The organism is uncultured Eubacterium sp., from assembly GCF_937958975.1.
GTDB lineage: Bacteria > Bacillota > Clostridia > Lachnospirales > Lachnospiraceae > Eubacterium_G.
This window is the reverse complement of sequence record NZ_CALGRE010000015.1, coordinates 95968-109864: the sequence shown is the minus strand read 5'-3', so window position 1 is coordinate 109864 and position 13897 is coordinate 95968. Positions and strand designations below refer to the sequence as shown.

General features: G+C 34.7%; 8 protein-coding genes and 1 CRISPR repeat array. Of the genes, 4 read left to right on the top strand and 4 right to left on the bottom strand.

Annotated features, from left to right (window positions below; all coding sequences use genetic code 11):
- Window positions 1-15: 15 nt before the first annotated feature.
- From argB to argC, 3 genes are all read right to left on the bottom strand, one after another.
- A complete protein-coding gene (gene argB, locus Q5O86_RS02635; protein WP_302625590.1) occupies window positions 16-933 on the bottom strand; it encodes an acetylglutamate kinase in 918 nt (305 codons plus the stop codon).
- 27 nt (window positions 934-960) lie between these two features.
- Window positions 961-2190 (bottom strand): bifunctional glutamate N-acetyltransferase/amino-acid acetyltransferase ArgJ, encoded by a 1230-nt coding sequence (argJ, locus tag Q5O86_RS02630; protein ID WP_302625589.1) that lies wholly within the window; start codon window positions 2188-2190, stop codon window positions 961-963.
- A gap of 321 nt (window positions 2191-2511) precedes the next feature.
- Window positions 2512-3552 carry an N-acetyl-gamma-glutamyl-phosphate reductase gene (argC, locus tag Q5O86_RS02625; RefSeq protein ID WP_302625588.1) on the bottom strand — a complete coding sequence of 347 codons (1041 nt, stop codon included), beginning with the start codon at window positions 3550-3552 and terminating at the stop codon, window positions 2512-2514.
- A 278-nt stretch (window positions 3553-3830) separates the two neighbouring features.
- On the opposite strand from argC, the gene Q5O86_RS02620 reads away from it, so the two are divergent.
- The gene (locus tag Q5O86_RS02620) at window positions 3831-5054 is read left to right on the top strand and encodes an argininosuccinate synthase (RefSeq protein ID WP_302625587.1); all 1224 of its coding nucleotides are present in this window, start codon (window positions 3831-3833) and stop codon (window positions 5052-5054) included.
- 624 nt (window positions 5055-5678) lie between these two features.
- A CRISPR array of direct repeats spans window positions 5679-7536; the repeat unit is 30 nt; unit sequence CTTTAAATTCCACTTTGGTTCTATTAATAC.
- 293 nt (window positions 7537-7829) lie between these two features.
- On the opposite strand, the gene Q5O86_RS02615 is transcribed toward Q5O86_RS02620, so the two are convergent.
- On the bottom strand, window positions 7830-9506 hold the full coding sequence (locus tag Q5O86_RS02615; protein WP_302625586.1) for an alpha-glucosidase: 1677 nt from the start codon (window positions 9504-9506) through the stop codon (window positions 7830-7832).
- A gap of 241 nt (window positions 9507-9747) precedes the next feature.
- Between Q5O86_RS02615 and Q5O86_RS02610 the strand changes: the two genes are divergently transcribed.
- Genes Q5O86_RS02610 through Q5O86_RS02600 form a run of 3 tightly spaced genes read left to right on the top strand, consistent with a single transcriptional unit; the run spans window position 9748 to window position 13863 of the window.
- A complete protein-coding gene (locus tag Q5O86_RS02610) occupies window positions 9748-10686 on the top strand; it encodes a glycosyltransferase family 2 protein (RefSeq protein ID WP_302625585.1) in 939 nt (312 codons plus the stop codon).
- Window positions 10687-10712: 26 nt separating this feature from the next.
- Window positions 10713-11198, top strand: coding sequence for a GtrA family protein (locus Q5O86_RS02605; RefSeq protein ID WP_302625584.1), 486 nt, complete (start codon window positions 10713-10715; stop codon window positions 11196-11198).
- Entirely contained in the window at window positions 11188-13863 is a 2676-nt protein-coding gene (locus tag Q5O86_RS02600) for a YfhO family protein (RefSeq protein WP_302625583.1), read from the top strand. The genes Q5O86_RS02605 and Q5O86_RS02600 overlap by 11 nt, the downstream gene beginning before the upstream one ends.
- Window positions 13864-13897: the final 34 nt, after the last annotated feature.

Below are 13897 nucleotides of genomic sequence, written 5' to 3'. Positions count from 1 at the left end.
TATATTCCCCTTCTTTTAATCAGCCTTTACGGTGTAAAACTTCTCCTGATTGTCGTCTAAAAGCGCCGTTCCAATACCTTTGTTCGTAAAAATTTCAAGCAAAATACTGTGTGGTATTCTCCCGTCTAAAATATGGACTCTGGAAACACCATTCTCAATAGCGTTCATGCAGTTTTTAATTTTAGGAAGCATTCCTCCGGCAATAATTCCATCATCAATTAATTGCTGTGCCTCTGCAACCGTGAGTTCAGATATTACCGAGTTTGTATCGTCAGGGTCCATATATACCCCTTCCGTATCTGTTAAAAACGCAAGTTTCTCCGCTTTGACAGCCTTCGCAATCGCACTTGCCGCGTCATCCGCATTGATGTTATATCCATGGAACTCTTCGTCTAATCCGATAGGACAAACTATCGGAAGAAAATCTTTCTCTAATAAATCCAGAAGAATATCTGCATTGACTGTTGTTACTTCACCTACATAACCAATATCTTCACCGTCTGATAATTTTTTCTTAACTGTTAGGAGTTTTCCATCTTTACCACTAATACCGATTGCTCTTACTCCCAGCTGTTCTACAATCTGAACTAACTTTTTGTTTACACTATTCAAAACCATCTCTGCCGCTTCAAGTGTTTCATTATCTGTAACACGAAGTCCGTTGACAAAATTCGTTTCCATTCCAAGTCTGTCTATATGTCTGCTTATAGCTTTTCCGCCTCCATGAACAATAATCGGTTTAAACCCAACTAATTTTAATAATGTAATATCCTGAATCACACTGGTCATAAAATCCTCGTCAAGCATTGCGCTTCCGCCATATTTTACTACAATAATCTTTCTGTTAAATCTCCGGATATAAGGTAACGCCTCTATCAGAACATCTCCTTTTTCAATCCATTTATCCATATGTAAATTTTGCTGTCCTTTCATTAACACAATTCTTACCTCACTTCTCTTTTAGCTTCTATAATCTGCATTGATACTCACATATTCATGGGTCAAATCACAGCCCCATGCAGTAGCCTCATAATCACCCATCTTTACATCGGCAATGGCTGTAACCTCATTTTCCGACAGTATTTTTGTAGCTTCTTCCTCACTGTAATTCGTAGCCATACCATTCTCTACAATCTTTAGCTTTCCTGCTCTGCTCTCGAAATAAATATCCACAGTGTCCGGATTAAATTTTGCGTTGGAATATCCCATCGCACAAAGGATTCGTCCCCAGTTTGCATCATGTCCGTAGATTGCTGCTTTTGTCAAACTGGAAGTCACAATCGATTTTGCCAAAGTAACCGCCTGTTCCTTACTCTCCGCATTTACAATCTTCACTTCAAACAGCGCTGTTGCACCCTCACCGTCACCTGCAATCTTCTTTGATAAGAATACATTTACTTTGTGGAGCGCTTCCACAAATTTGTAATAATCTTCATTCTTTTCTGTTATCATTTCATTGCCTGCCAAACCATTTGCAAGCAACAAAACAGTGTCATTTGTAGATGTATCTCCATCCACAGAAACCATATTAAAGGTATCCTGTATATCTGAACTTAATGCCTGATATATCAAATCTTTTGAAATATTTACATCTGTCATTATAAATCCAAGCATCGTGCACATATTTGGATGAATCATTCCGGAACCTTTGCACATGCCACCAATTTTACATGTTTTTCCACCAATCTCAAACTCATACGCAATTTCTTTTGGAATCGTATCCGTAGTCATAATAGCCTGTGCTGCCATATGACCACCCTCCTGTGTCTCGTCCAGTGTAGGCGCCAACATTCCGATTCCATTTACAATCTTATCCATAGGAAGCTGTGCTCCTATAACTCCTGTTGATGCAACTAACACTTGTTCTTTTTTGATATGTAACGCCTCTGCTGTAGCCTGCGCCATTTCTTCACAATACTGCATCCCTATTTGTCCTGTACATGCATTGGCAATGCCACTGTTACATACAACTGCATGCACAAACGGTGAATTATATATAACATCCTGGTCCCATTTTACCGGGGCAGCCTTTACCTGATTTGTTGTAAATGTTCCTGCTGCTACACAAGGTGTACTACTATAAATCATTGCCATATCTTTTTTATCAGGATTTCCCTCTTTAATTCCTACTCTCAATCCCATTGCCGCAAAACCTAAAGGGGCCGTAACACCGCCACTAATTTTTTTCATGGTTCTTCTCCTTTTCCTTCTACTATAATTTCTCTGCTTATTTTATGCGAAGCCACTTGCTTCTTCACACTTTCTCTTATTCAGTGCAAAGACGCTTCGCTTTCTCATACTTTCTCCTACTTATTCAGTGCGAAGACGCGAAGCGTCTTCGCACTGTGTTTATGTCTGTGATTGTTTATGACACCGGATTACAACAGGCTCTAAAGTTCCATAAGTATACACGACAATAGTCGTGTTTTCAATAATAAAAGCATATGCTCTTTTGTAAGCAAGCTTCCAACGAGCATATGCTTTTATTATTGATACGCCTTCGGCGTATACTTATGGAAACATTGGAATCTGTTGTAATCCGGTGTTTTCTCCCAATCCAAACATTATATTCATGTTTTGGATTGCCTGACCGGCTGCTCCTTTTATTAAGTTATCGAGCGCTCCCATCATTATAACTCTACCTGTTCTCTCATCTATTTTAAAATTAACATCCACGAAATTACTTCCCTCTACCCAGCGTGTTTCCGGACATACATCTCTATCCAGAACTCTTATAAAATATTCGTCTCCATAATACTTATCATAGATGGACTTTATTTCTTCATATGTCACTTGTCTTTTTAAATCAGCATACGCAGTCACTAATATTCCTCTCTGCATTGGAACAAGGTGCGGAGTGAAATTTATAATAACTTCTTCTCCCGCTGCATAACTTAACTGTTCCTCGATTTCCGGAGTGTGTCTATGAGTTGTAACCCCATATGCCTTAATATTTTCATTTACTTCACAGAAAAGGTTCGGTACTTTCGCGCCACGCCCTGCTCCTGATGTTCCGGACTTTGCATCCACAATAATAGATTTCGGATAAATCATTTTCTCTTTTATCAAAGGATATATAGATAGAATACTGCAAGTTGTATAACATCCGGGATTGGCAATTATTCTCGCATTTTTTACCTTATCTCTATTAATTTCACAGAGACCATACACTGCTTCTTCAATAAACTGTGGACTCTGATGTTTTATGCCATACCATTTTTCATATGTAGCAACATCTTTTATTCTAAAATCTGCACTTAAATCAATAATTTTTACTTTATTTAATATTTCCTCATTTACCAATGAACCACATAATCCCTGTGGTGTTGCTGTAAAAATAACATCCACTGCATTCGCCAGTTCCTCCATATTATCATCCATACACTTTGCATCAACAATCTGAAACATATTTCTAAAAACATCTGCATATTTTTCATCAACATAACTTCTCGACCCAAACCATACAACCTCAACGTCCTTATGCTGTTGTATTAATCTTACAATCTCTGCCCCTGCATAACCTGTAGAGCCGATAATACCTGCTTTTATCATAATAACCTCCAACTTTTTCTTTATTAAAAGAAAACTTTTCAATTCACATTTTAGTCTTTTCCCCGGCGAAAAACAAGTATGACTTTTCCCTCTTGTCGCATTATACACCTTTAATGAATATTATTCAAGTTTTATGCATATTTTTTGCATAATATTCACCTTTTCCTAATTTTTTCTTGCATTTTATGCATGCATGATGTATAGTAACAACTGTTGAACATCATGCAGATATTTTCTGCATTATATAAAGAAGTAATATTTTATGGAGGATTTTTAAAATGGCAAAGGAAAAAGTTATTTTAGCTTATTCAGGTGGGCTTGATACAACTGCTATCATCCCTTGGTTAAAGGAAAACTACGATTATGAAGTTATCTGCTGTTGTATCGACTGTGGACAGGAAGAAGAATTAGATGGTCTTGAAGAAAGAGCAAAATACTCAGGTGCTTCTAAATTATACATAGAAGATATCACAGATGAATTTTGTGATGATTACATTGTACCTTGTGTTCAGGGCAGTGCAGTGTATGAAAATAAATACTTACTCGGTACTTCAATGGCAAGACCGGGTATTGCAAAACGATTAGTAGAAATCGCAAGAAAAGAAGGCGCTTCTGCCATCTGCCATGGTGCAACAGGTAAAGGAAATGACCAGATTCGTTTTGAATTAGGCATTAAGGCATTGGCTCCGGATATTAAAATTATTGCTGCATGGAGAGATGATAAGTGGACAATGGATTCCCGTGAGAGCGAGATTGAATATTGTAAGGCACATGGTATCGACCTGCCATTCTCAGCAGACCAGAGTTACAGCCGTGACAGAAATCTGTGGCATATCAGCCATGAAGGTCTTGAGTTAGAAGACCCTGCAAACGAGCCAAATTATGACCACCTTTTAGTTTTAGGTGTCTCTCCTGAAAAAGCACCTGACGAAGGCGAATATGTAACAATGACATTTGAAAAAGGTGTACCAAAATCAGTAAATGGTAAGGAAATGAAAGTCTCCGATATTATTCGTGAGTTAAACAGACTTGGTGGAAAACATGGTATTGGCATTGTTGATATCGTTGAAAACCGTGTTGTTGGAATGAAATCCCGTGGTGTTTATGAAACTCCGGGTGGAACAATTCTTATGGAAGCACATGACCAGCTGGAAGAATTAGTTCTCGACCGTGCTACAATGGAAGTCAAAAAAGATATGGGTAATAAATTTGCTCAGATTGTTTACGAGGGAAAATGGTTTACTCCACTCCGTGAAGCTGTTCAGGCATTTATTGAATCTACACAGGAATACGTTACCGGAGAAGTGAAATTTAAACTTTATAAAGGAAACATTATTAAAGCCGGAACAACATCTCCATATTCTTTATACAGCGAGAGTCTTGCATCATTTACAACAGGAGATTTATATGACCATCACGATGCAGAAGGATTTATCACGTTATTTGGTTTGCCACTTCAGGTAAGAGCAATGATGGAAAAAGAAAATGGAATTGAGAAATAAACATATTAATTTTAATATGTAAAACTGACATAGAAAGGGCGTTGCACTAAATAGTTAGTACAACACCCTTTTTTATTCGCAAAGCTCAATGAAATAACGGTTTCTTCCAACAATTTTTTCCGGAACGGATATTCCTATAACCATGTGTGTAAATTTTGATACAGCAGAAACCATACCCCCAAAAATGATTGTATATAACCGCACCACCCACAAACATAGTCACCATATAAACCGATGATATTTGTCACAAAATAAAAAAAGTGAACTTTGTATATAAAATATCTAAACAGTCCAATCACACTTAATGCCGTTAAAACCATGACAAAGTTTATCGCTTCCTTGCCCCCAAAATATTACAATTGTGCAACTACTCTTCAGCCTAAACATTTCCCAAAACTTCAACCATTCCAAATACACTTCTCCTGTTTCATTCATACCTCGTGTGAGGCTGTCCCCATCATTCTTTCTTTGAAAGAACAGGTTAAATTAATGATAAAATTCTCTCTTTCTTCATGACATGTTCTGCCTTCTTTTCAAAAAGTGAAAAATGGTTTGACATCCACTTCCTCAAGCTTCATCTTTGCAATGTTTTGACAAAGATGATATTTAGAAATAAATGTTTAAATTCAAACTCCATTTTGGTTCTATTAATACATGAACAAGCTGAAATTGTCAAAAATATTTTTAACCTTTAAATTCCACTTTGGTTCTATTAGTACACAAACTATATCTTCCGCTTTGTGCATACCATCACAGCTTTAAATTCCACTTTGGTTCTATTAATACGTTATCACATTGTTCCTGAAAAATTAAATCAATATGCCTTTAAATTCCACTTTGGTTCTATTAATACACACGCTGCTAACATATGGAATAATATGTTAAGCGTCTTTAAATTCCACTTTGGTTCTATTAATACCAATACAAGATTAGAAAACTTAAGCCAATAGAATGTCTTTAAATTCCACTTTGGTTCTATTAATACAAAGATAGCAAATTGCATCAAAGCAAGTTGTGATGACTTTAAATTCCACTTTGGTTCTATTAATACTTGACATAATATTTTCTCTTTTCTTTAAAAAGGCTATCTTTAAATTCCACTTTGGTTCTATTAATACTAGAACAATCAAAATCGGGAGACCATCTTGATAATCTTTAAATTCCACTTTGGTTCTATTAATACGATTATGTTCATGGAATAATGATAATTTTGCTAATCTTTAAATTCCACTTTGGTTCTATTAATACAATTCCAATTATATTATCTAATGAACTTTTTACAGTCTTTAAATTCCACTTTGGTTCTATTAATACTATGTCTGTGATAAGGTTCTCCAATTTCAAAATTTTCTTTAAATTCCACTTTGGTTCTATTAATACTCGTAGGACTTCCAAAAGAATACAAGTTACTTGTCTTTAAATTCCACTTTGGTTCTATTAATACAAGGAAGAAATCTTAGAAGGAAAACCAATTAAAGCTTTAAATTCCACTTTGGTTCTATTAATACGATTTGGAGAAAGCAAGAAGATATTGTGTTAGATGTCTTTAAATTCCACTTTGGTTCTATTAATACAAAATGGACATTATAGAATAACAGTAAACATACACACTTTAAATTCCACTTTGGTTCTATTAATACCAATAGAAAATTATTTGATGAAAATAAGAAGTGACCTTTAAATTCCACTTTGGTTCTATTAATACCATATCTTCAAATTTACCTATAAAACTTTTAAATATCTTTAAATTCCACTTTGGTTCTATTAATACAGAAAAAATGGTAAAACAGTATGACGAATTAGAACTTTAAATTCCACTTTGGTTCTATTAATACCAAATGTTTCAAATACTTTTTGTACAATCAATAACTTTAAATTCCACTTTGGTTCTATTAATACAAAAAAAATCTAGTATTTTTTTTCTAAATGCAACCTTTAAATTCCACTTTGGTTCTATTAATACACCTATTGTGCATACGAGGGAAAAAGTTCTACCTGCTTTAAATTCCACTTTGGTTCTATTAATACGAAAAAAGAAAAGTAATAAAAGTAATAACAAAAGACTTTAAATTCCACTTTGGTTCTATTAATACTATGCAGCGCACACGAATGCTGATAGTGATATTTACTTTAAATTCCACTTTGGTTCTATTAATACAAAAACACAGTAAGCCAGTTGAAAAACTTGTGTTCTTTAAATTCCACTTTGGTTCTATTAATACTATCACAGACATATAGATGTAACAAATTATTTTAACTTTAAATTCCACTTTGGTTCTATTAATACTACGCTATGTATAATATGCTAGCCCTTGCATATTGCTTTAAATTCCACTTTGGTTCTATTAATACAAAAAACGGTAATGCTTTAATATATAGTCCTGTTGACTTTAAATTCCACTTTGGTTCTATTAATACTTGCTATATTTTTTATTACTTCACTTGTATATTTCTTTAAATTCCACTTTGGTTCTATTAATACACATTCGCTTAAAAGCCCTCTATTTACTAACATTCAATAACCCTTTTTGTCTACCCTCTCACATTATAACATTCTAATACCTTTTAATCTACTAAATTAACAATAAAACAGCGCTCTATTCCAATAAATAAAAGAATTGTCGACCACGGCACTTTTTACCGTTACCGTAGGTCGACAAAATTTTCTCAAACAATATAAAGCTCTTATTCATTTAAATGTACAAAAATCTTTTTGTCAGCTCGCTTCGCTTGATTAATAGTATCTACCAGATACTTTTCATCAATGTTGCCACACTACGAAAATGTCTTTTTAATCACCACAGCCTGACAACTTTTCAAATCAATCACTCCACCAGAAATATCCAAGGCTTCCATATTATTCAATACAAGTTCATATCTTCCTTCCTCAAGCTCTAATTTCTTTGCTTCCTCTCCAAAATTTGCCAACACAAATATTTGCATCTCATCTGTATATCTTTTATATGCAAAAATTTTATCTTCATCCTCAAATATCGGCTCAAAATTTCCATATGTAAAAACTTCTTTATAATCCTCTGATTTTCTCAGTGCAATCAGTTTTTTATAATAACTCAGCAATGAATCCGCTCTATTCTGTTGTTCCGAAACATTAATCTCTTTATAATTTGGATTTACCTTTAGCCAAGGTTTCCCCGACGTAAAACCTCCATTTTCTTTATCGTTCCACTGCATTGGAGTTCTGGCATTATCTCTGCTATGCTCATAACATCCCTGTAATGCCACTTCCTCTGACACACCTGCCGCTATCGCCATTTGATATTGATTCTTTGTACTAATATCATCATATTCCTCAATACTTTTCATTGAACAATTTGTCATTCCGATTTCCTGTCCCTGATAAATAAACGGGATTCCTCTCAAAAGAACATTTACAGTAGCAAGCATCTTTTTTCCCGTTTCATTTCTTGCATATTCAGGAATATATCGACTGACACCCCTAGGCTCATCATGGTTTTCAATAATATTGGCCATAAATCCAATATCCTGACACTCTGTCTGTGCATGAAAAATAACCCTTCTATAGTCCTCAAAAGTTATATTCGGGGCATCATACCATCCGTGGCCTCCAAATGCCAGACACTCTGCTGAAAAATCAAACATTGTGGAAAAATGCCCTTCTTCTCCAATAAACTCTTGCAATTCTTCTTTTCTCATATTAAACACTTCTGCAACAGTAAACGCATCATACTTCTCAAATGTATTTTTCTTTAAATCCTGTAACATCTTTCCAATTCCCGGAACCTTTTCAGCTGCTACACCTGCATGTACAAACCCATCATCGCCATCCGGCTCTAAACTCTTGAATTGTAAATCTTTCCTTATATTAATAATCGCATCAATTCTAAATCCGGCAAGTCCCTTGTCTAACCACCAGTTTATCATTTTATAAAGCTCATCTAAAACCTTAGGATTGTGCCAATTCAAATCCGGCTGTTCTTTTGCAAACAAATGAAGATAATAATAATCGGTCCCGTCTACCTTCTCCCATGCACTTCCACCAAAATAAGAGCGATAATTGCAAGGCGGCTGTCCATTTTTTCCTTTTCTAAAATAGAAATAATTCCCATACTCACCCTCTATATCCTTCAATGCTTTCTGAAACCACTCGTGCCGGTCGGAACAATGATTAATCACCAAATCCATAACGATTCCAATGTCTCTCTTTTTTGCCTCCTTCAGCAATTCATCAAAATCATCCATTGTGCCAAATCGTTCATCAATTTTATAATAATCCGAAATATCATATCCTTGGTCAACCAATGGGGACTGATATATCGGTGAAATCCAAATAATATCTATTCCCAAATCCTTTAAATAATCTAGCTTTTCAATAATTCCTCTAATATCGCCTATTCCATCCCCATTCGTATCCTTAAAACTTTTCGGATAAATCTGATATGCAACTTTTTCATGCCACCACTTTCTTTCCATAATAATCCTCCCTGTAATCTAACGTTCCAATCACCGAAACATTCTTCTTTACCTGTTTCATTATATTTTCTATTATTTATAAGTCAATACATTTATGGAGATATTAAAAAAGGACAGCACCCGCTCTTATTTTCGCTGCCACTTTCTTGGTTTACACTTGACAGGTTTTATAGTAAAATAGTATTAATTATGGTCATTTATCCAAATAATAATTATGCTTATACAAAATTATGGAGGCTTTATGAAAACAATTGATATTGTCGTTCCTTGTTATAACGAAGAAGCTATGCTTACCATGTTTTACGAGGAATCAGAAAAAATTTATAACACAATAGATAACTATGCATTTAATTATATTTTTGTAAATGATGGGAGTAAAGATAAAACATATCTCATTTTAACTGATATGGCTTCAAAATATAAAAATGTAAAATACATCTCTTTTTCCAGAAATTTTGGAAAAGAGGCAGCTATGTACGCAGGACTTTGCAATACATCCGCTGATTATATAATTGTTATGGACGCTGACCTTCAGCATCCACCGGCTTTAGTCCCAAAAATGATTGAAGAAATTGAAAAAGGATTTGACTGTTGTGCTGCACAGCGTACCAGCAGAACCGGAGAGTCTAAAATAAAAAGTATGTTTTCCGGTCTATTTTATAAATTCAGTAATCGTTTTACTGATGTAAAACTTGTACAAAACGCTGTAGATTTTAGAATCATGAGCAGACAAATGGTAGATAATATCATTAAACTATCAGAAGTTCAGCGTTTCTCTAAAGGAATTTTTGAGTGGGTCGGCTTTAAAACCAGCTGGATTCCTTACGAAAATATTGAACGTCCGGCAGGCGAAACAAAGTGGAGCTTTAAAAGCCTATTCAAGTATGCCATTACCGGCATTACTTCTTTTTCTATTACACCACTTAGGTTTTTAACATGTTCCGGATTGGTTATTTCACTTTTTACATTTGCAATGATTATTTTCACGCTGATTCGAAAGCTTGCTTTTGGCATAGATGTTTCAGGTTACGCTTCGCTTATGATAGCCGTCTTATTTATGGGCGGAATTATTGAATTATCTCTTGGAATACTTGGAGAATATATTGCAAATATTTACCTTGAAGCAAAGGACAGGCCTATTTACATTATTCAGGATACAAATATTGATAACTCCAAGTAATCTGTAATAACTAAAAGGAATACAGAATGAAAGAATTAATCATCAGATTTAGAACGTTTCTTCTAAAACATTTTAAGAGTGAAAAATCACAGATTCTTATAAAAGGAATTATCAGCTATGAAATGCTCTTATACGCTGCCTTTGGAATTGGAACTATCACAATAGACTATGTCGTTTTTTCTTCATTTACAGCTTTGGGACTTGATGAATTAATCTCCAATATCATATCCACATCATGTGCGATTGTCTTTGCCTATATAACAAATAAATTATGGGTATTTAAAAGCAAAACACACGGTTTCAGCGAGGTAATAGGAGAATTTTTCAGATTTGCCAATGTAAGAATCTGTACATTGATTATGACTGAAATTATACTGATAATTTCAAAGTATATCAAAGGAAATCCATATATAGCAAAAGCTATAGCTATGGTATTAACAATACTTCTGAACTATATTTTTAGTAAATTATTTATATTTAATAAAAGAAAGGGGATAAACAATGAATTTTAAGAGAGATACTAAATTTTCTTTTAGCACATGGTTAAAAGATAATTGCCTTTATTTTCTGGCATTTATACTTCCTGTGCTATCCATGCTAATTGTTTATTTTTTCAAGGGCGTTGCTCCATTTGGAGACCAAATGTATCTAAGAAGCGACTGCTATCATCAGTACACTCCTTATTTACAAATTTTACAGGACAAGCTACATAGCGGTGGAAGTCTTTTTTACACCTGGGAAATAGGTGCAGGAATGAACTTTGTCGCTATCGCTGCTTACTATTTGTCCAGTCCACTGAATCTTTTGACCATATTATGGCCGGGAAATATGGCAGATTATGTAAGTTTCTTTATAATCGTTAAGATGGGACTTGCCGGTTTTTCCGCTACTTACTATTTAGTGAAAAGATTCCATAAAAAGCAGGTTCCTGCCGTAATTTTTGGTATGATTTATGCCTTATCAGCATACTTTGCTGCTTTCAGCTGGAATATCATGTGGCTGGATTGTATGTGGCTTCTTCCATTTATTATTTTGGGACTCGACAGACTTGTAACACAAAAAAGATATAAAATGTACTGTATTGCATTAGCACTTAGCATTTTTTCTAACTATTACATTGGAATCATGCTTTGTATATACAGCGTAATTTATTTTATATATTTACTTTGTGTTTCCGATTTTGATTCTGAAATTGGTCAGATTAAAGCAAGACTGATTGCCTTCAAGGATTTCGCCATTTATTCAGTGCTTGGCGGCGGTCTGGCTGCATGCGTTATTCTGCCCGAATATTTCAATTTATTAACAACAAAATCAGCTGATTCATCTTTTCCTGAAACAATTGAAGAATACTTTTCTATTCTCTATATGCTTTTCAGGTCACTGATATGTATTCCTGTAGCTGATTTAAAATATCCGCATGACCCTAATATTTATTGTACCGTTGCTGTTTTTGTACTGATTCCGCTTTTCTGGATATGCAAAAAAATCAGCATAAAGGAGCGTGTTGGAAAAACAGCTATTGCTGTAATCATGCTTTTAAGCTTTAACTTAAATATACCAAATTACATCTGGCATGGATTACATTTTCCGAACAGTCTTCCATGTAGAGAATCTTTTCTCTATATATTCCTGATTATAACAATGGCATACGAGGCCTTTATACACTTAAAAGAATACAAGCCATCCCAGATTATTGGCTCGATGGGAGGTTCTCTCGGACTAATTCTAGTTTTACAGGAGCTGTTTAAAGATACTTCTTTCTTTAGCGACCTCGCAGTAGATACAAATATAAGAAAAATAATTTATTTTAGTATGCTATTTATTATTATTTATGTATTACTATTTTTCTGCTATAGAAAGAAATCAGATATGAAAGCTTTCTTTACATATCTGTTAGTGCTTACAATGTTCTGCGAATTGACATTAAATATGTGCGTAACAGGTATGGCAAGTACATCTTCCAGAGCTGCTTATTATGAAAGCACACAGGCTCATAAGCAGCTAAATGAAGTTGCAAAGCAAAAAGCTGAAAACGAAGGAACGAAATTTTATAGAACAGAATCGGCATCTCATTCAACAAGAAATGACGGCGCAAGATTTAATTACAATAGTATATCAACATTTTCATCTGTAGCATCTGCTGCAATGCAGGAATACTACAATCAGATAGGTATGCAGACATCGTTTAATGCATATTCGTATTATGGACATACGCCGCTTACTGCCGCACTGTTTTCGATAAAATACGAGTTTACGAGTGACAAACCGTCACTTCCTAAAAATATGACAGAAATTGGTACTCAGAGCTATCAAACTGAAACAAACGTACCATCAACCATTCATTTATATGAATACAATAACACATTACCACTTGGATTTATGATGAATATGAGTACAGATGCTAACTGGGATAAAGAAACCGGAAATCCATTTATGACACAAAACAATTTTGTAAAATCAGCTGTAAACGGAGGTTCCAATATCTTCCATAAGCTTCAGACATCAGATACGGTTGGTACATTTACCGCTGCTTACCAGTTGGATGAAGGTGACACATTTAAACCAACCAAGAAAGAACAAACCTTTGATATATATTTCTATTGTGTGACATCATCTGAAAGTCTGACGGCAACAATAACAAACGGAAGCATCACAGATGACAATTCAACTACAAAGACATTTTCGTCCACAAACCAGAATTACATCTGTCATATCGGAAATGTCTCAGCCGGTTCTACAATTACAATTACGTCCGGTGATGGACAGGCATTATCATCCTGCTATGCTTATGCATTTGATGAAGCTGCTTGGAAAGCAGGCTATGAATTACTGAATGCTAACCCATATATTGTAGATTCCTATTCAGACACAAAAATTACAGGTAAGGTCACAACAGATAAACAAGGTATCATGTACACATCTATTCCTTACGATGAAGGATGGACCGTATACATTGACGGCGAAAAATCAAAAACTACAGCTATCTGTTCCGGCGCTTTAACCGGAGTTCTTCTCGAAGCAGGAACTCACGATATTACCTTTAAATATACACCAAAAGGATTTATGCCGGGAATCCTTATCTCACTAGTATGTCTATTGATATTCCTGGGAATTATCTTTAGAACAAACATTATGGAATTTATAAATAAGAAAAGCAAAAAGCCGGCAAAGAAATAAATAGACTATTATAATACAAAAACACCTTATAATT